The organism is Geothrix edaphica (assembly GCF_030268045.1).
GTDB classification, from domain to species: Bacteria; Acidobacteriota; Holophagae; order Holophagales; family Holophagaceae; genus Geothrix; species Geothrix edaphica.
The window spans coordinates 428,527-447,740 of sequence record NZ_BSDC01000002.1; the positions used below are offsets into that span (position 1 = coordinate 428,527).

The following is a 19,214-nucleotide window of genomic DNA, read 5'->3' on the forward strand; positions in this document are numbered from 1 at the left end:
GTCATCCGTTCAATGCGTTGAGCAGTTCCTGGAGCTTGTAGTCGCGGAGCAGGTGCCGCAGCCCATCGGCCATGGGGTGGTGCCCCAGCCGGTCGACCACCGCCAGGGCGGCCTCGGTGTCGCCGATGAGGACCGCATCCTTCAGATCGGCGCGCCAGGACTCGGGCTGAAGCTTCAGTCCGGTCAGGTCCACCGAGACCGGGGCCGGGGCGGCCTGCCGGGTCAGGAAGCGGAGGCCGAGCAGGCGGCCCGCCACCTCGAAGAGCTGGGCCTCCCGGAAGGGCTTGCCCAGGAAGTCGTCGAAGCCCGCCTTGCGGAGGGTCTCGCGGTCCAGGTCGATGACGCTCGCGGAGATCGCCACGACGGGGGTGTGGGTGAGGTTCTGCTCCCGTTCCCTCCCCCGGAGGATCTGGAGAGCCTCGAAGCCGCTCATGCGGGGCATGCGGAGGTCCATCCAGATCAGGCTCGGGTGGTGGCGCTCCCAGAGCTCCAGGGCCTCGATGCCATCGGCGGCGGTGATGGCCTGGAGGCCCACGGAGGCCAGCAGCTGGGCCAGCAGGTCCCGGTTCTCCGGCCGGTCGTCCACCACCAGCATCGCCGCGGGGTGCTGTCCCGGCTCCAGGCGGATCACCTGACCGCCGCCCTCCAGCTCCAGGGGCGCCTCCCCTTCGGGCAGGGGCAGGCTGAAGCTGAACCGGCTGCCCTCGCCGAGCCGGCTGTCCAGCGCCAGCTCCCCGCCCATGAGGTGGACCAGCGAGCGGCTGATGTGGAGCCCCAGCCCCGTGCCCTCCGCCGCGAGCGGCTGGTTGGCGGCCTGGAAGAAGGCCTGGAACAGCTGGCGCTGGTCCTCCTCGGAGATCCCCGGGCCCGTGTCCTCCACGGCGAAGGTCGCCCGCCCCGCGGCATAGCCGGCGCGGAGGACCACGGAACCCTTCTGGGTGAACTTCACGGCGTTGCCCAGCAGGTTCACCAGGATCTGCTTGAGCTTGGCGGCATCGCCATCGAGGTACGCGGGGAGCGCCGGATCCGCCTCCAGCCTCAGCTCCAGCCCCTTGGCCTCGGCCCGGATCCGCTGCATGTCCAGCGCCCCGTCCAGCAAGGCGGCGGTGCGGAAGGGACCGATGCGCAGGTCGAGCCCCCCCGATTCGATCTTGCTGAGGAACAGCACGTCGTTGATCAGCGACAGCAGGTGCTCGCCAGCGGCCAGGACGCGGCCGAGCTGGTCGCGGTCCTCCGCGCTCCGCCCGGGCCGGCGCGCCATGAGCTGGGCGTAGCCGAGGATGGCGTTCAGGGGCGTCCGCAGCTCGTGGCTCATGTTGGACAGGAAGGCGCTCTTCGCCCGGTTGGCCAGCTGGGCCCGCGCCTCGCTGGCCCGCAGATCGGCCTCCAGGGCCTTCCGCTCCGAAAGGTCCGAGGCGACGCTCAGGTACCCGATCCGCTCCCCGTCCGCGCCCGTGATCCGGGAGAGGGCCACCAGCATGGGGATGGACCGCCCGTCTCGGGCCCGGAAGGTCCACTCCCGCTGATCGGGGCCGGCCTCCGTGAGCAGGCGGATCAGGTCGATCTCGGAGGCCACCGGCCGTCCCACGCGCTGGGCCAGCTCCCGGGCCCGGGCCTCCACCTCCTCCGGATCGAGCCAGACCGTCGAGGACCGGCCGAGCACCTCCTCGGCCGGATAGCCCAGCAGGTCCTCGGCGTAGGGATTGAACCGGCGCACCACGCCCCCGTTGTCCCGGACGATGATGGCCACCCGGGCATTCTCCAGCACGGCGCGCTCGCTGGCCTCCTGCTCGCCAAGGGCATGGATGGTCTCCCTCAGCCGGGCGATCATGCGGTTCAGGTCGCGCCCCATGTCCGCGAGCTCGTCCTGCCCCTTGATCCGCACCCGGACCTCCAGGTCCCCCCCCGCGGCGCGGCGCACCTGCTCCACCATCCCCCGGATGCTTCCCGAGAGGTCGCGGGCGATGAGGTAGCCCAGGGCCAGGGCCGTGGCCAGGCCCGCCAGGATCAGGACGTAGGACAGGGCCCTGGTCCGGCGGGAGCGCGCCGCCATCTCCTCCATGCTCTGCTGCGCGGCGTCCTCCTGGGCCTGCACCAGGCCGGCGAGGAGGTTCGTGAGCGGCAGGATCTCCGGCAGCAGGTCGTCGTCCACGAAGCGCCCGAGATCCGGCAGCCGCCCTTCTTCCAGAAGCTGCTCGAGGCGGTCGAGGTCCTTCGCCACGTAGGTCGTGAGGGCATCCACCCGGGCCAGCACTTCCCCATCCGAAGCCGGCGCGGAGGCCTTGAAGGCGGCCCACTGGCGGCCCGCTTCCCGGCGGGCGGACCGGACCCTGGCGAGGCCCTCGGCGGCATCGAGGGTGCCGCCCCGCACCTGGCGGGCGGCGAAGAGGATGCGGATCCCATAGGCGTCCGACATGACCTTCAGCTGCCGGACCGGCACCATGCGGTTCTCGAAGATCCGGATGGCCTGGCGCTCCTCCTGGTGGAGCAGGCCGAGCTGGACCAGGGCCAGCCCCGCCAGGATCGCGGCCACGGCGCTGTATCCCAGCCAGAGCTTGGCGGCGATGCGGAACCGGCTGAGGAAGGCGGGCATGCGACATCCCTTCGGGACCTGGGAACCGGAACCTCGGAGGATGGGTACTCCGGCGGTCCCGTCAGTGGTGTGGCAGCATTCCCGTGGAATGATGACGGGCCGGCCCACCCGCCGCAATCCATCAAGGCTTAGAATCGGGCAGGCGCTCTGCCGCCCGCCCCATCCCCGCCCGGAGCCGCCATGCCCGATCTCCGCCAGCCCCTGCGCGCCCTCCTGGTGACCTTCGGGTTCCTGGGACTCGCGGGAATCGGACGGTCGGCGCCCCCGCCCACCCTCGCCATCGCCGCCGCCGCCGATCTGCAGGCGGCCCTCGGCGAGATGAAGGCGGCCTTCGCGAAGGCCCACCCTGGAACAGAGGTGGCCATCACCTACGGTTCCTCGGGGAACTTCTACACCCAGCTCATGAGCCGGGCCCCCTTCGACCTCTTCCTCTCCGCCGACCTCGACTACCCGAAGAAACTGGTGGCGGCGGGACTGGCGGACGGCAGCACGCTCTTCCACTACAGCCGGGGCCGCCTGGTGCTGTGGGTGCCGAAGGGCTCGCCCATCCCCCTGGAGCAGCTGGGCATGCAGGCGCTCCTCCACCCCGCCGCCCGGAAGGTGGCCATCGCCAATCCGCGCCACGCGCCCTACGGCCGGGCCGCCGAGGCGGCGCTCGCAAAGCTCGGCCTGCTGGAGGCCGTGCGGCCGCGGCTGGTCTTCGGGGAGAACATCGCCCAGACCGCCCAGTTCGTCCAGACCGGCGCCGCCGACATCGGCCTCCTCGCCCTCTCCCTGGCCAAGGCCCCGAACCTGGCCGCCGCGGGCCGCGCCTTCGAGGTGCCCTTGGCGGCCTACCCGGCCCTGGACCAGGGGGGCGTCCTCCTGAACCACGCCCGGAACCGGGCCGCCGCCCTGGCCTTCCGGGACTTCCTGCGCTCGCCGGAAGGGGCGGCCATCCTCCGCCGCTACGGCTTCACCACGGAAGATCGCTGATGGACTGGCAGGCCATCCGCCTGAGCCTCTGGCTCGCCTCGCTCACCACGGCGACCCTGCTGATCCTGGGCCTGCCCCTGGCCTACTGGCTGGCCTTCTCCCGGCGGCGCTGGAAGTTCCTGGTGGAGGCGGTGGTGGCCATGCCCCTGGTGCTGCCGCCCACGGTGCTGGGCTTCTACCTCCTGCTGGCCATGGGCCCCCGCAGCCCGCTGGGCCGGGCCTGGGAGGGCCTCTTCGGCAGCACGCTGCCCTTCTCCTTCGAGGGCCTGCTCATCGCCTCCGTGCTCTACAGCCTGCCCTTCATGATCCAGCCCCTGGCCGCGGCCTTCGCCTCCGTGGATCGCGGCCTCATCGAGGCCTCCTGGTGCCTGGGCGAATCGCGGCCCCGCACCTTCCTCCGCGTGATCGCGCCCCTCTCCTGGGCCGGCATCCTCACGGGGCTGGTGCTGAGCTTCGCCCACACCCTGGGCGAGTTCGGCGTGGTGCTCATGGTGGGCGGCAACCTGCCGGGCCGCACCCGCACCGTGAGCATCGCCATCTACGACCAGGTGCAGGCCATGGACTACGCCCCGGCGGCCCGCACGGCCGCGCTGCTGCTGGGCGTGTCGTTCCTCGTGCTGGCCTTCACCTACGCGCTGCGGCGCCGCCAGAGGAAGCCGTGGACGCTCATCTGATCAGCGATGATCCCTACTTGCAGGCAGACGCCGAACGCCGCTTCCCGCGGGGCGCCACCATCGAGGCCCGCTTCGAGATCCCGCGGCCGGGCTTCTCCGTGACCGTGCTCTTCGGCCCCTCGGGATCGGGCAAGACCACGGCCCTGCGGCTGCTGGCGGGGCTGGAACCGGCGGATCGCGGCGTCATCCGTGTGGGCGGCGCAGCTTGGTCGGACGTGGAACGGCACATTCATCTTCCCCCCCAGGCCCGCGACCTGGGCTTCCTGCCCCAGGCCTACAGCCTCTTCCCTCACCTCAGCGTGGGCGCGAACCTGGGCTACGGCCTGGCTTCGCTAAGCCCACGGGAACGGGCCGCCCGGGTGGACGAGCTGCTCGCCCTCCTCGACCTGGAGGGCCTCGGAGACCGCCATCCCGGGGAGCTGTCCGGGGGGCAGCAGCAGCGCGTGGCCCTGGGTCGGGCGCTGGCGCGGAAGCCCCGGCTGCTGCTGCTGGACGAGCCCCTGTCCGCCCTGGACCGGCCGTCGCAGCTGCGCCTCCGCAAGGAGTTGCGCGAGCTGCTCCGCACCCTGGACATCCCCACGGTGCTCGTCACCCACGACCGGGCCGAGGCCCTCCAGCTGGGGGACCGGCTGGTGGTGATGGACCAGGGGCGGGTCTGTCAGAGCGGCGACATCCAGCAGGTCTTCGACCGCCCCACGGACCCGGCCGTGGCGCGGATTCTGGGCGTGGAGACGGTGGTGCGGGGCCGGATCGAATCCATCGCCGACGGCATGGCCACGGTCGCGGTGGGGTCCGCCCAGATCCTGGCCGCCGATCCCGGCAGCCTCGGCTGGGAGGTCTTCGTGTGCATCCGGGGCGAAGATGTGGCCGTGGAGCGCGGCGGCGGCCCCGGCTCCGGCTCCACCGCCCGCAACCGCCTGCCGGCCCGCATCACCGCCCTGCAACCGGAAGGCTCTCTCATCCGGATCGCCCTCGACGCGGGCTTCCCCCTGGAGAGCCTCGTCACGCGGCAGGCCTGCCATGACCTGGCCCTGGTGGAAGGCGATCCGGTCTGCGCCATCCTCAAGGCCGCCGCGGTGCACCTCATTCCCCACGACTGATCTACGCCAAGGCTGACCGACACGAAGGTCAGTTATGCTCACTTGATCCCTGGAGAGGTCTACATGAGCGACTCCGGCCCTGCCCTGCCCCGCGTGGCGGTACTCATCCCCTGCTACAACGAGTCAGTCGCCATCGGCCGGGTGGTGGCCGATTTCAGGAAGGCCCTTCCGGAGTCATGCGTCTACGTCTATGACAACAACTCCACCGACGGCACCGCGGAAGCCGCCCGTGCCGCCGGGGCCCTCCTGGGCCGCGAGACCGCCCAGGGCAAGGGCCACGTGGTGCGCCGCATGTTCGCGGACGTGGATGCCGATGTCTACGTGTTGGTGGACGGCGACGCGACCTACGAGGCCGCCAGCGCCCCCGGCATGGTGGCGCGCCTGCTGGAGGGGCAGCTGGACATGGTGGTGGGCTGCCGGGCGGAGACAGGCCAGGATGTCTTCCGGCGAGGTCACCGGTTCGGGAACGCGCTGCTCAGCCTCTCCGTGGGCTTCCTCTTCCGTCAGCGAGTCACGGATATGCTATCGGGCTACCGCGTCTTCTCGCGCCGCTTCGTGAAGTCCTTCCCTGTGCTCTCGGCGGGGTTCGAGATCGAGACGGAGCTGACGGTCCACGCCCTGGAGCTGGCCATGCCCGTGGCGGAAGAGGGCACGCCCTACCGGGCGCGGCCTGCGGGCTCCGCGAGCAAACTGCGGACCTACGCGGACGGCTTCAAGATCCTCCGCCTCATCCTGTCCCTCTACCGGAATGAGGAGCCCATGGCCTTCTTCTCGGCACTCTCGAGCCTGCTCGTCGCGCTCTCCCTGGTCCTGGCCGTGCCCCTCTTCCGCACCTACCTCGCCACGGGCCTGGTGCCCCGCTTTCCCACAGCCATCCTCTGCACGGGGTTCATGGTCATCGCAGCGCTCGGCTACACCTGCGGGCTCATCCTCGACACCGTCACCCGCGGGCGCAAGGAGGTGAAGAAGCTCGCCTACCTGGCCGTGCCACCCTGGCCCGCTGGGGGGAACCGATGACCCCCAGGCTTCGGCGCTGGGGGCCGCTGGCTCTGCTCCTGCTCTACGTGGGCCTCTACTACGGCCTCACGGCCTGGCAGCAGGCCGGGCTATTCGAGCGGGACGGATACTTTCACGCCCGCTTCGCGTGGATGTTGCCGGAGCGCGGCCTGTCCCGGGCCTTCCCCTGGACGCAGCTGAGCACCTGGCGCGGGCAGTTCTGCGACAAGGAGTTCCTCTTCCACCTGGCGATGGCACCCTTCGCCCGCCTCGGATCCGACCCAATCCTCGGGGCGCGGATCTTCGGCGCGCTGCTGGCCGGAGCCGTGATGGGGGCCTTCTACCTCATGCTGCGGGCCCAGCGGGTGCGCCACCCTCTGGCCTGCGCCTTCCTGCCCCTGGCCATGGGTGGACTCTTCCTCGCGCGGCTGGGCATGCTCCGGTCCCACGTGCTGAGCATGCTGCTGCTCACCCTCGGGCTCCACCTCATGCTGGAGAAGCGCTACCGGGCCGTGTTCGTCCTGGGCTTCGTCTACGCCTGGAGCTACACGGTACCCTTCGTGCTGTTCATGACGGCCGTGCCGATCGCCCTGGGGCGCTGGCTCGGACGAGAGGCCTTCGACTGGCGGCTGCTGCTGGCCGCCGGCGGGGGATCGGCCGCGGGTCTCGTCCTCCATCCCTACACGCCCCTCACGCTGGCGACCTTCCTCACCTATGTGCAGGTCTTCCGCCTGGGCCTCCAGGGTGCCGGGACTTCCGGCTTCGAGCTGGGCAACGAGCTGTATCCCTACCCGTGGGCGGTCCTCCTGGACATCTACCCGCTGCTGATCCTCCTCGCGGCACTGCTTCTCGTCGTGCTGGTCCTGGCGCGGAGGCGGCTGACGCCGGCCACGCTGGGCCTCGGCCTCGCCGCCCTCGCCTGGTTCGGCATGACGGCCCGGACGCCGCGCTTCGCGGAGTACTCGGTCCTGCTCGTGGCCGCCGCCTGCGCCCTCGTCTTACGGGATCTCCTGCCCCTCCTGGAAGTCCGGAGGTGGTGGGCCTCCCGCCGCTGGCTGCGCCTGGGCACGGGCGCCCTGGCGCTGGCCCTGCTGGCGGGCTTCCACGCCCGGGCCGTGTCCTTCGACCGCGTCTATCAGTCGGCCTACGCCCCGCCCCGCTTCTTCACCGGCGCCTGCGCCTGGATGGCGCAACACCTGGCGCCAGGAGAGACGGTCATCAATCTCTTCTGGGACGACTTCCCGGATCTCTACTATGACGGCTACCGGCAAACCTTCCTCTGGGGGCTCGATCCGACCTATTCGCTGCGCGAGGATCCTGACCGGGCCCGCCTGCTGGAGCACTACCGCCGCCACGCCGCGCCCCTCGACGCGAAGACCCTCACGCAGGCATTCCACACCCGCTGGCTCGTGCTTCGCACCGCCCGGGCCAAGGGATTCCCGGAGCTGGAGCTACGCCCCTTCCGCGTGGCCTATCAGGACGCCTCCGCCCTCGTGGTCACCTGGGATTGAACGGGCCCCGATCCTACGCGAGCGGATCCCCGTCCACCGGTGAGGGGAACCACAGACACTAGAAGCGCGGGCCCAAGGGCCCGCGCTTCTGCGGAAAGGGCGGTTCCTCAGGCCTTCGTCCACCGCAGCACGGGCTTGCGGGCGGCGGTGGTCTCGTCCATGCGGCGCAGGGGGGCGAGGGTGGGGGCCTGGTGCAGGGCCTCCGGGTCCGTCTCCACCTCCTTGGCGATGGCCAGCATGGTGTCGCAGAAGGCGTCCAGCTCGTCCTTGCCCTCGCTCTCCGTGGGCTCGATCATCAGCGCGCCGGGCACGATCAGGGGGAAGTAGATCGTGGGCGGATGGTAGCCGTGGTCGATGAGGCGCTTGGCGATGTCCAGGGTGTGGACGTCGTGCTTGGCCTGGAGGGTGTCGCTGAAGACCACCTCGTGCAGGCTGGGCGAGTCGATGTGCAGGGCGTAGGCGCCCTTGAGCCGGGCGCGGATGTAGTTGGCATTCACGATGGCGCGGAGCGTGGCTTCCTTCAGGCCGTCGGAGCCGTGGCTCAGGCAGTAGGTCAGCGCCCGCACGAGGATGCCGAAGTTTCCGTAGAAGGTGTGCACCTTGCCGATGCTCTGGGGGCGGTTCCAGTCCCAGCGGTAGCTGTGCTTCGGCACCTCGCCTTCGCCGACCTTCACGGTGTCGCGCACGACGACGGGCACGGGGAGGAAGGGCACCAGCTTCTCGACGCAGCACACGGGGCCGGCGCCGGGGCCGCCGCCGCCGTGGGGGGTGGACATGGTCTTATGCAGGTTCAGGTGCATGACGTCCACGCCGAAGTCGCCGGGGCGGGCCACACCCACGAGGGCGTTCATGTTGGCCCCGTCCATGTAGACCAGGGCGCCCACGCTGTGCAGCAGGTCGCTGATCTCCTTGAAGCGGTACTCGAAGACGCCGACCGTGTTGGGGTTGGTGATCATGGCGCCGGCGATCTCCGCGCCCAGCTCGTTCACCAGGGTCTTCAGGCCCTTGCGGACCTTGCCGTTCACGGGATCAGTCACATCGTCGAAGGAAATGGTGCCGTCCGGCAGCGACGGCAGTTCCACCACTTCGTAGCCTGCCATGGCGGCGGTGGCGGGGTTGGTGCCGTGGCCGCTGTCGGGGATGAGGATCACGCGACGCTTGGCGCCCTGGGCCACGTGGTAGGCGCGGATGAGCATGACGCCCGTGAGCTCGCCGGCGGCGCCGGCGCTGGGCTGGAGGGTGACGCCGGGCAGGCCCGTGATCTCCTTCAGCCACTCCTGCAGGGTGAAGAGCGTCTCCAGGTTGCCCTGGATGAGGGCATCGGGCGCCATGGGGTGGCTGTCCGTGAAGCCCGGCATTCCGGCGACCTTCTCGTTGAGCCGCGGGTTGTGCTTCATGGTGCAGGAACCCAGCGGGTAGATGCCGTCGTCCACGCCGTAGTTCCACTTGGAGAGGCGCGTGAAGTGGCGGATGACCTCCACCTCGCTCAGCTCGGGCAGGGCGTCGAAGCCGCTGCGCTTCAAGTGGGCGGGGCGGGTGTCCTTGGCGGTGGGCACGTCGAGTTTCGGCAGGTCCATGCCCCGCTTGCCGGGGACGGAGCGTTCGAAGGAGAGGGGTTCGCGCTGGCGAAGGAACATGTCGCTCTCCTTACACAGTGGCGGGGACGCGGGCCAGGATCTCGACGAGGCTCTCGATCATCCGGCGGGTGTGGAGTTCGGTGGCGCACCAGAGGATGCAGCCCTGGTATTCGGGATAGAAGCGGCCCAGGTCCAGGCCAGGCAGCAGGCTCTCCGCGAGGCAGGCCTCCTGCAGCGCGGCCATGTCGCCCTTGTAGCGCAGCACGAACTCGTTGAAGAAGGGGTGGTCGAAGACTGGCTCCATGTCCGGCAGCTCCAGCAGGCGCTGGCGCAGGTACTGGGCCTTGGCCACGTTCTGCTCGGCCAGGCCCTTGAGCCCCTCGGGACCCGCCACCTGCAGGTAGATGTTGGCGCGCAGGGCCACGAGGCCCTGGTTCGAGCAGATGTTGCTGGTGGCTTTGTCGCGGCGGATGTGCTGCTCGCGGGCGGTGAGCGTCAGCACATAGCCCGTGCGGCCATCCAGATCCTTGGTCTGGCCCACGACGCGGCCGGGGATCTCGCGCTTGTGGGCGTCCTTCACGGCCAGGAAGCCCAGGTAGGGCCCGCCGAAATTGGGCTTGTTGCCGAAGGACATGGCCTCGCCGCAGGCCATGTCGGCGCCGGCCTTGCCGGGCGCCTCCAGCCAGCCGAAGGCCAGGGCCTCCTGGGTGACGCTCACCAGCAGGGCGCCGGCGGCGTGGACGGGGCCGGCCAGGGCCGTGAGGTCCTCCACGGCGCCCAGGAAGTTGGGGTAGCCCACCATCACCGCGGCCACATCACCGTTGAGCTTGGCCTGCAGGTCCGCCAGGTCGGTGACGCCATCCTTCAGGTCCACTTCCACCAGCTTCAGGTCGTCGTGCGGCGCGAAGTTGGTCGCCAGCACCTGGCGGTAGAGGGGGTGCAGGCCGCGGCTCACCAGCACGGTGTTGCGCTTCTTCTGCACGCGGACGGCCATGAGGGCCGTCTCCACGCAGGCGGTGCCGCCGTCGTAGAGGCTGGCGTTGGTGACATCCAGGCCCGTGAGGTCGCAGATGAGGGTCTGGTATTCAAAGATGTGCTGGAGGGTGCCCTGGCTGATCTCGGGCTGGTAGGGCGTGTAGGCCGTGAACCACTCCTGGCGGCTCACCATGGCGTCGATGGCCGACGGCACGAAGTGGTCGTAGGCGCCGGCGCCGAGGAACTGGGCGCAGAAGCGCGTGTTCCGGTTGGCCAGGTCCAGCATCTGCCAAGTCACTTCCTGCTCGGAGCCCTGGGCGGGCAGGTCCAGGCCGCCCTTCAGGCGCAGGGACTCGGGAATGCCCACGAGGAGATCCTCGGCGCGGGGAACGCCGATCGTGTCCAGGAGGGCCCGATCTTCGGCAGGGGAGGAAGGCAGATAGCGCATGGCGGCCTCGGCAAGGAAGCGGATGGAAATGCAGCTCTTCAGCGTATCAGCCCGGGCAGCCGGGGCCTCCTGTGCAGGTGATCACAGACCGCCCATGCACAGACCACTTGACGAGGGTGGCGCAGTGGGAGGGCTCGGCCCGACCACTGCTCGGAACCCCGGGACAGCATTCACCTCCGCTTCCAGAGGTCGAAGGGCTGGGTTCCGACGAGGACATCGAAGCTGCCCGTGGCCGGGCGGGTTCCCTGGGGGGTCCTCAGCTTGAGGAACCCGTAGGAAAGCTCCACATAGAACTTGGACAGGAGCGTGGTGCGCAGCAGCAGGCCCGTGCCCTGGACCTGGAAGCCCGTATCCGCATGGAAGAGGGTGTCGGCGTGCTGGGCCATCCAGGCCACATCGAAGCGGGGGACCACCTCCACGGTGAGCCCCAGACCGCCGTAGAACCGGAAGGGCAAGCCGAACCGCACGGCGCCGAAATTGGGTACCTGGTACCCGGCGGCCCGGGAGCCGATGACGAAGGAGGGCCCCCCCAGGACCCACCAGCGGTCCAGCGGCAGGCGGCGGCCCTGACCCCACTCCAGATCCAGATCGGCCCCCAGGAACTCACGGAAGGTATGCAGGCCCCGGGCGCGGAAGTAGGTCTGCTGGAAGGCCCCGCCGGGCAGCTCCCCGGCCTTCACCTCGCCCGTGCCGCCCCGGGCCCGCAGGAGGAGGCCCTCCCGGGGGAGGGTGTGGCGATCCAGGTTGTCCCACTCGGCGGAGAGGTAGACGGCATCCTGGACCTGGGTCAGGCGCAGGCCGTCCTCCTTGAAGGCCACGTTCCGGCGGCCCAGGTCGAGGGTCACCTTCCCCGTGCCCAGGCTGCTGAACCGGAAGTAGGTCCGCAGCACCAGATCCGAGGCGCTGATCCGGGCCTCCACCCCGCTGAGCGGCAGCTGGGGGGCGGGCCAGCCGAGGGGCATCTCCAGGCGCTGCTGCCAGTAGTTGCCGCTGAGCTCCAGGCCGGCCCCAGGCGAGAAGAGGGGGGCCCGCAGGGCCACGGTCGCCTGTTGCTGCAGCCGGTTGCGGGCGGCGCTCAGCTCCAGTTCGGAGCCCTTGAAGCCCAGGTTCAGGGCGTGGTACGTGAGGCCCAGCTGGCCGCCCAGCGTGCTTTCGTAGCCCAGGGACAGGTCCAGCCGGTCCTGCTGCTGGGGCACGGGGATGAAGGTGAGGATGGTTCCGCCCTGGCCATCGGGCCGGGTGAGGTAGTGCAGCTCCGCGAGGTGGAGCCGGTGCTCCGCCAGGGCGATGTGCCGCTGGAGGTCCGTGGGCCGGAAGGGGCGCCGCTCCAGGTCGCCCAGGAGCCGCCGCAGGTGGGATTCGTCCACCGCAGGTCCCGGCACGGTCCACACTTCGACCCGGGAGATCAGGGGCTCCCGGAGGATCACCTTGAGGCACCCGGTGTCGGGGTCGAACCCGGAGCCGCGGACGTCCACCAGGGGGCTGCCCCCCATGAGCAGGCGGTAGACCAGCTGCGACATCTGGCTGCCGAAGATCTGGGGGTTGAAGGGCTCGCCGGGCTTGACCGGGCCCTCCATGGCCTGCTGGGCCAGGGGGAGCCAGGCGGCGGGCGCCTCCACGGTCAGTTCCTTCACCACCGGATAGGGCCTCAGGTGGATGGTGAGGACCCGGTCCGCATCCACCGTGGCCCAGGCCTCCCGCGCGAGCCCGTGGACGAGGATCTGCTGCAGCAGGATCTGGACATCCAGGACCCGGAAGCCGCTGGCCGCGGCCTTCAAGGTCGCGGAGAGCGTTCCTTCCAGGACCTCGCCCACGGGGACGGGGCTTTCGAACACCACCCGGTCGGCCGCCAGGATCTCCTGCCCGCCCGACTTCCCGCGGAGGAACGTGGCGAGCTCCTCCAGGCGCGCATCGAAGGCCTCGCGGCCCTGGAGCACCAGCCGGGGCGCCAGGCTTCCGTACTCGAGGAAGGGGGCGTCGCGGATGTCGGGCCGGATGAGGAAGTCCGCCGCCGCACGGCTCTCCCACTGGCGCCGCTCAACCACCAGATCGAGGCTGCGGGAGGCCACGGAGAAGATGTTCGTGGCCGGGCGCTGCTCCAGGGGGCTGCTGATGTCCACGGCAATGATCACGTCGGGGTGAAAGGCCTCCCTCGCCGTGGTGACGGGCAGGTTCTCCACCAGGGCGCCATCCACGTACTGCTGCCCCTCGATCACCACGGGCCGGAAGCCGCCGGGGACGGCCATGGAGGCGCGCACGGCCTCCACCAGGTCGCCCTGCCCGAAGACCCGGCCCTGCCCCGTCTCCAGGTTCGTGGCCAGGATCCGGAGCGGCCGCTGCAACCGGTCGAAGTCGCCGCCCGAGAAGTAGGCGCCCCGGGCCAGGAGGCCCTGGAGGGTGCGCTGCACCTCCAGGCCGCTCCGCAGGCCCTGGGCCAGGGTGGTCTGCCCGTTCTTCCGCTCCATGGACATGAAGGTGGACTCGCGGTCCTCCTGCTCGCCCAGGGTCTCGCCCGGGTTGCGGAGGAGCGGCTCCAGGAAGGCGCGGGTCAGGTCCAGGCGGCGGAAGAGATCCTCGATCTCGCGGCCCGAGAAGCCGCAGGCGTAGAGGGCGCCCACCAGGGAACCGGCGCTGGTGCCGGTGATGCTGTCCAGGGGAAAGCCGACCTCCTCCAGGCGCTGGAGCACGCCGATGTGGGCCAGCCCCCGGGCTCCGCCGCCGCTGAGGGCCAGACCCACGCGCGGCATGCCCGGAATCACCACCCGGGGCGCGAAGCGGAACACCATGTCCGGCGGCTGGACCGTGACCTCGATGCGCTGCGGGGCCGGAGCGGCCATCGGGGGGACGGCCTGGCCCGCCAGCAGGACGGGGAGCCCGAGCAGCGCCAGGGTCCGCGCGGGGGCCGGCAGGCTCCGTCTCATGCGAGGACCGCCCGCTGCGCCTCCATGAGGGCGGCACAGCCGGCCAGGCCCAGGTCCACGAGGGCATCCGCCTCAGATCGGCTGAAGGGGCGGCCCTCGCCCGTGCCCTGGAGCTCCACCAGCAGCAGCTCCCCGCCCCCGGCAGGCCGCGCCGCCACCAGGTTGCAGTCCACGGCGGCGAGGTGGTCCTCCTCATATTCCAGATCCAGCACTACGCCCCGGCGGCCTTCACCGGCTTCCACGACGCCCGCGCTCACGGCCGCCACCTGGCGGACCACGGCGGCCTCCAGCCCCCGGGCCTTCAGCGCCAGCGCCACGGCCACCCAGGCCCCGGTGATGGCGGCGCAGCGGGTGCCGCCGTCGGCGTTCAGCACATCGCAGTCCACCGTGAGGGTGCGCTCGCCCAGGGCCGCCAGGTCGATGGCCTGGCGCAGGCTGCGGCCGATGAGCCGCTGGATCTCCACGGTCCGGCCCTGCTGCTTCCCCCTGGCGGCCTCGCGGTCAGACCGCGTGTTCGTGGCCGCGGGCAGCATGCCGTATTCGGCCGTGAGCCAGCCCGTGCCCCGCCCCTTCATCCAGCCGGGCACCTTCTCCTCCAGGCTGGCCGAGCAGAGCACATGCGTGCGGCCCAGCTTCACCAGGCAGGATCCGGCCGCATGGAGCTGGACGCCGGTTTCAAATTCCAGGCCCCGAAGGTCGCCGTTGCCGCGCATCAGCACCCCTTCCATTCGATCTTGTCCACCCGCCCCTGGTGGCGCCCTCCTTCAAAAGGTGTGCCCAGGAACAATTTCAGGTAGTATTCCGCCTTGAGCGGATCCGTCAGCCGCTGGCCGAAAGCGATGGCGTTCGCGTCATTGTGCTGTCGCGCCAGTGCCGCGTGCTCAGGGGAGGTCACCAGCGCGCAGCGGATGCCAGCATGGCGGTTGGCCGCGATGCTGATGCCGATGCCGGATCCGCAGACCAGCACCAGGCGCTCCCACCGGTCCCGGCCCTCCGCCGCCCGATGCGCGAAATCCGGGTAGTCCACCGAGGCCGAACCATCCGTGCCGAAATCCACCACCTCATGTCCCTGACCCTGCGCCCAGGCCTTGAGCCTTTCCTTCAGGTCGAACCCCGCATGATCGCTTGCAAATCCGAGCTTCATCGTCCCGCCCCCCGGCTCACTGCCCCTAGCCTACCGCCCGCCGCCCCTTCATGCTGAACCCCTTCCTCCAGTACCGTCCCCAGGACCGTGGCTTCCTGCTCTGCATGCCCGAGGCGGTGGAACCCGCCGAGTGGGCGCGGGCCCTCCGCACCCTGCCGGGCGAGCTGCAGGGCCGGGAGCGCCTCACCCCCGCCAAGGCCCAGATCTTCCTGCCCGACGCCACCCTGGTGGAGATGCACGCGCTGCCCCTCCGCTGGCAGCGGGCCTACCCCTGGCTGTCCTCCCTGGCCCTGCGCCCCGGGAACGCCGGGCCCACCCTCCGCTACTGGGCCGCGGCCCTGCGCCTGCTCCAGTCCCTGGTGGTCCGCGGCGCCCTGCTGCCCCAGCTGGACACCCGCGGGAACCCCTGGAAGGCCCGCTGGGGCGTGAGCCTCACCAGCCCCTCGGACCGCACGGCCCTGCGCCAGCTGGCGGAGGCCATGCCACCGGCGGCCATGGCCTTCCCCGAGAACGACACCTGGGGCTTCACCAAGACCGTGCCCCTGGGCGAGCTGGATGCCTTCGACATCGAGGACGACCTGGCCATGCCCCCCTCCGTGGACGCCGTGCTGGGCGCCTTCCTGGAGGACGGGGCCGACTTCGTCATGCGCTTCGTGGCCGGCGGCCTCCGGGCCGGGGACGACCCGCGCCTGGGCCTCATCCACCGGCTCCGGGGGCACAAGCGCGACCGCCTGCCCTGGGACGAGCGGCTCATGGTGGCCCTGTCCCATCAGCTGCCCGAGTTCCCCACCATCGGCATCACCGAGCGCACCCTGGGCGAGCAGCTGGTCCAATGGAGCGAGGGCGCCCGGCCCCAGTGGATGCGGCCCAGCCTGCGGCTCGAGGCCCCGCCCGTGCCCACCCACAGCCAGGAGGTCCAGGAGGCCGACCGGCTGGCGGAGGAGGGCTGGATCCTCAAGGTGGGCCTGGAGACCGAGGCCGGCGCGGACATCGGCGTGGCGAAGCTCTGGGAGCCCAGCACCGAACCTGAGGTCCTCCAGGCCCGTCAGGTGCTGCTGCGGGGCCTGGCCCGGGCCGTGCCCTTCTTCCCCGCCCTGGAGCGGGCCCTGGCGGGCCAGCGGCCCGAGGACCTCCTGCTCCGGCCCACGGAGGCCTGGGGCTTCCTGACCCGCGGCGCGGCGCAACTGAAGGAGGCCGGCTTCCTCGTCCACATCCCCGAGGCCCTGGCGGACTTCGGCGGCGCCAAGCGCCTGCGCGCCAAGGTGCGCCTGGGCGCCCGCAGCGTGGACGAGGCCGCCACCCAGATCCAGGCGGGCCTGGAGGGCAGCGTCAGCGCCGACTGGTCCCTCATGCTGGGCGACGACGCCCTGAGCGTGGAGGACTTCGCCCAGATGGCGAGCCTCAAGCACCCGCTGGTGGCCTGGAAGGGCAAGTGGGTGGCCCTGGACCCCGAGACCCTCAAGCAGATCTCCACGGTGCTCCAGGCCAGCCGCGGCGCGGGCTTCGAGAGCATGACCAAGGGCGAGGCCCTGGCCGCCGCCCTCACGGGCACGGCCCGCATCCCGGGCGTGAGCGAAGCCATCGAGGTCGAAGTCGCCGGCGACTTCGGCGCCGCCCTCGAGGACTTGAAGATCCTGCCCGACAAGCCCATCACCCAGCCGGCCAGCTTCCATGGGCAGCTGCGCCCCTACCAGCTGCGCGGCCTCGCCTGGCTCGAGGGCCTCTCCCGCCTGGGCCTGGGCGGCATCCTGGCCGACGACATGGGCCTCGGCAAGACCATCCAGGTGCTCGCCCTGCTGCTGCATCGCCAGGAGCAGAGCCCCCAGCACGGGCCCGCCACGCTATTAGTCTGTCCCACCTCGCTGCTGGGCAACTGGGAGCGGGAGCTGGCCAAGTTCGCGCCCAGCCTGCCGGTCTTCGTGCACCACGGCAACAACCGGGATCGCCTGCCGGCCACCTTCAAACCGCACACCCTGGTGCTCACCACCTACGGCGTGGTGCGGCGCGAGGAGGACACGTTCTCGACCCACGCCTGGGGCATGGTGGTGGTGGACGAGGCCCAGGCCATCAAGAACGCCGGCTCCGCCCAGGCCAAGGCCGTGCGGAAGCTGCGGGGGAACTTCCGCCTGGCCCTCACGGGCACCCCCATCGAGAACCGCCTCACCGAGCTGTGGGCCATCATGAGCGCCGGCCTCCCCGGCTACCTCGGCAGCGAATCCCAGTTCAAGGAACACTTCGCCACGCCCATCGAGAAGTACCGCGATCCCGACGTCGCCGGCGAACTGCGCCAGCGCATCGGGCCCTTCATCCTGCGGCGCCTGAAGAGTGACAAATCCATCATCCAGGACCTGCCCGAGAAGCAGGAGATGAAGGTCTTCACGACGCTCAGCCGTGAGCAGGCCGAGCTCTACCAGTACCGCGTGGCGAAGATGGACGAGGAGCTGGAGGCCACCACGGGCATCGAGCGCCGGGGTCGCATCCTGGCCCTGCTCACGCACCTCAAACAGATCTGCAACCACCCCAGCCAGTTCTTGAAGGCCCAGGGCCCCTACCGGGGCCGCAGCGGCAAGCTGGATCGCCTCACCGAGATGCTGGAGGAAGTGGTCGAGGCCGGCGAGCGCGCCCTGGTCTTCACCCAGTTCAAGGAGATGGGCGACCGGCTCCAGATCCACCTCCAGGACGCCCTGGGCTTCGAGCCGCCCTTCCTCCACGGCGGCACCACGCGGGAAGGCCGCGACGAGCTGGTGCGGGCCTTCCAGGAGGACCCGGACTCATCACCGGTGCTGCTGCTCAGCCTGAAGGCCGGCGGTGTGGGTCTCAACCTCACGGCCGCCACCCACGTCTTCCACTTCGACCGCTGGTGGAACCCGGCCGTGGAGGACCAGGCCACGGACCGCACCTACCGCATCGGCCAGACGAAGAACGTGCAGGTCCACAAGCTGGTCACCATCGGCACCCTGGAGGAGAAGATCGACGCCCTGCTGGAATCCAAGCGCGACCTGGCGGACCGCGTGGTGGGCACGGGCGAGGGCTGGCTCACCGAGCTGGATGATGACGCCCTCCGGCGCCTGGTGGCGCTGGATCCAGATGCTGAGCTGATGGATCCCGATGAGGGGAACGGAGACGAGCCCGCACCAAAACCCGTCCGCCGGAAGGCCAAGGAGGTGGCGCCATGATCAGCCACACCGATCGCTTCGGCGCCACCTGGTGGGGTCGCCTCTGGATCAACGGCCTCGAGAAGCTGGGGGACGACTACGAGAACCGCCTGCCCCGCGGCAAGAAGTACGCGGAGGACGGCCACGTGTCCCACTTCGGCGTGGTGCCCGGCGAGATCCAGGCCCGGGTCCATGGCCGCAAGACCTACAACGTGACCCTGGGCCTGCCGGCCCTCACCGCCGCCCAGTGGGAGAAGGCCCTGACCCGCATCGCCCAGGAGAGCCGCTTCGTGGCGTCGCTGCTGGCGGGCGAGATGCCGCAGGGACTGGACGAGACCTTCCGCGAAGCCGGCGCCAGCCTCTATCCGCGCGTGCCCAAGGAGCTCCAGACCCACTGCGACTGCCCGGACTGGGCCAATCCCTGCAAGCACGTGGCAGCCGTCTGCTACGTCATGGCCGAGGCCCTGGACCGCGACCCCTGGCTGCTCTTCGACCTGCGGGGGAAGTCGCGCGACGAGGTGATGCAGGCCCTCCAGTCCGCCCTGGAGGCCGCCGCCGTTGCCGCCCCCAAGAAACGCGGGCGGCCCCCGAAGAAGCAGCAGACCGTGGCGGACCTCCTCAAGCGGGAGCAGGCCCAGCCCGAGCCCTGGCGCCACCTTCCGGATGAGGCCTATGACGCCCTGCCCATGCCCCTCCCCGAGATCAGCATCCCCCGTGTGATCCCGCCGGACCCCTCCGTGTTCACCCAGCTGGGGCCCCTGCCCCACGCCCGCATCGAGACCAGCCTCTGCCTGGCGGCCCTCATGCACCGCACCGCCCAGTGGGTGCTACAGCAGATCGAGGAAGGCCCCCGCCGCCTGGATGACGGTGAATCCGAGGCCGAGTTCGAGCAGCCCGCCTCCCCCTTCGACACCCCCCTCCCGCCCCCGGCCAAGCCCGGCCGCAACTGGCGCCACAAGAAGCGGCGCTGGGGGAAAAAGGGCGGACAATAATCAGGGCCTGTCTTCAAAATGGGGTGTGGCCGCGCAAGAGGCGCCGCCCAAGCGAGACAGGTATCATTTTGTCTCGTGTATCACCAAAGGTGATACCGAGAAGGAAAGCGACGATGGCAATAGCGGCACCATTGACGAGGAGCTTGACGCAGT

The 19,214-nt window shown here is 70.6% G+C and carries 13 protein-coding genes; 7 read left to right on the top strand and 6 right to left on the bottom strand.

The genetic code is table 11. The annotated features are described in order from the left end of the window. Position 1: 1 nt before the first annotated feature. Positions 2 to 2,593, bottom strand: coding sequence for an ATP-binding protein (locus QSJ30_RS09755; RefSeq protein ID WP_285608772.1), 2,592 nt, complete (start codon positions 2,591 to 2,593; stop codon positions 2 to 4). A 180-nt stretch (positions 2,594 to 2,773) separates the two neighbouring features. Here QSJ30_RS09755 and modA point away from each other — a divergent pair, with 180 nt between their 5' ends. The 5 genes from modA to QSJ30_RS09780 all read left to right on the top strand — a co-directional run bounded on the left by modA (position 2,774) and on the right by QSJ30_RS09780 (position 7,849). Then, complete coding sequence (modA, locus tag QSJ30_RS09760; RefSeq protein ID WP_285608773.1) at positions 2,774 to 3,568, top strand: molybdate ABC transporter substrate-binding protein; 795 nt, start codon at positions 2,774 to 2,776, stop codon at positions 3,566 to 3,568. Further along, positions 3,568 to 4,242 (top strand): molybdate ABC transporter permease subunit, encoded by a 675-nt coding sequence (gene modB / locus QSJ30_RS09765; protein ID WP_285608774.1) that lies wholly within the window; start codon positions 3,568 to 3,570, stop codon positions 4,240 to 4,242. The genes modA and modB overlap by 1 nt, the downstream gene beginning before the upstream one ends. Further along, positions 4,227 to 5,342 (top strand): ABC transporter ATP-binding protein, encoded by a 1,116-nt coding sequence (locus tag QSJ30_RS09770; RefSeq protein WP_285608775.1) that lies wholly within the window; start codon positions 4,227 to 4,229, stop codon positions 5,340 to 5,342. The genes modB and QSJ30_RS09770 overlap by 16 nt, the downstream gene beginning before the upstream one ends. A 63-nt stretch (positions 5,343 to 5,405) precedes the next feature. After that, positions 5,406 to 6,359 (top strand): glycosyltransferase family 2 protein, encoded by a 954-nt coding sequence (locus QSJ30_RS09775; RefSeq protein WP_285608776.1) that lies wholly within the window; start codon positions 5,406 to 5,408, stop codon positions 6,357 to 6,359. Beyond that, positions 6,356 to 7,849, top strand: coding sequence for a hypothetical protein (locus QSJ30_RS09780; RefSeq protein WP_285608777.1), 1,494 nt, complete (start codon positions 6,356 to 6,358; stop codon positions 7,847 to 7,849). The genes QSJ30_RS09775 and QSJ30_RS09780 overlap by 4 nt, the downstream gene beginning before the upstream one ends. A gap of 107 nt (positions 7,850 to 7,956) precedes the next feature. On the opposite strand, the gene gcvPB is transcribed toward QSJ30_RS09780, so the two are convergent. The 5 genes from gcvPB to QSJ30_RS09805 all read right to left on the bottom strand — a co-directional run bounded on the left by gcvPB (position 7,957) and on the right by QSJ30_RS09805 (position 14,914). Continuing rightward, positions 7,957 to 9,486, bottom strand: a complete 1,530-nt coding sequence (gene gcvPB / locus QSJ30_RS09785; RefSeq protein ID WP_285608778.1) for an aminomethyl-transferring glycine dehydrogenase subunit GcvPB — start codon at positions 9,484 to 9,486, stop codon at positions 7,957 to 7,959. A 10-nt stretch (positions 9,487 to 9,496) separates the two neighbouring features. Beyond that, positions 9,497 to 10,849 carry an aminomethyl-transferring glycine dehydrogenase subunit GcvPA gene (gene gcvPA, locus QSJ30_RS09790; protein WP_285608779.1) on the bottom strand — a complete coding sequence of 451 codons (1,353 nt, stop codon included), beginning with the start codon at positions 10,847 to 10,849 and terminating at the stop codon, positions 9,497 to 9,499. Positions 10,850 to 11,019: 170 nt separating this feature from the next. Then, complete coding sequence (locus QSJ30_RS09795) at positions 11,020 to 13,770, bottom strand: patatin-like phospholipase family protein (RefSeq protein ID WP_285608780.1); 2,751 nt, start codon at positions 13,768 to 13,770, stop codon at positions 11,020 to 11,022. Beyond that, positions 13,767 to 14,483: a ribonuclease PH gene (rph, locus tag QSJ30_RS09800; RefSeq protein ID WP_285608781.1), complete on the bottom strand. Its 717-nt coding sequence runs from the start codon at positions 14,481 to 14,483 to the stop codon at positions 13,767 to 13,769. The genes QSJ30_RS09795 and rph overlap by 4 nt, the downstream gene beginning before the upstream one ends. Continuing rightward, a complete protein-coding gene (locus QSJ30_RS09805) occupies positions 14,483 to 14,914 on the bottom strand; it encodes an RpiB/LacA/LacB family sugar-phosphate isomerase (protein ID WP_285608782.1) in 432 nt (143 codons plus the stop codon). Before QSJ30_RS09805 ends, rph begins: the two co-directional genes overlap by 1 nt. Before the next feature lie 50 nt (positions 14,915 to 14,964). Between QSJ30_RS09805 and QSJ30_RS09810 the strand changes: the two genes are divergently transcribed. Further along, the gene (locus QSJ30_RS09810; protein WP_285608783.1) at positions 14,965 to 18,090 is read left to right on the top strand and encodes a DEAD/DEAH box helicase; all 3,126 of its coding nucleotides are present in this window, start codon (positions 14,965 to 14,967) and stop codon (positions 18,088 to 18,090) included. Then, the gene (locus QSJ30_RS09815; protein ID WP_285608784.1) at positions 18,087 to 19,061 is read left to right on the top strand and encodes an SWIM zinc finger family protein; all 975 of its coding nucleotides are present in this window, start codon (positions 18,087 to 18,089) and stop codon (positions 19,059 to 19,061) included. Before QSJ30_RS09810 ends, QSJ30_RS09815 begins: the two co-directional genes overlap by 4 nt. Positions 19,062 to 19,214 lie beyond the last annotated feature (153 nt).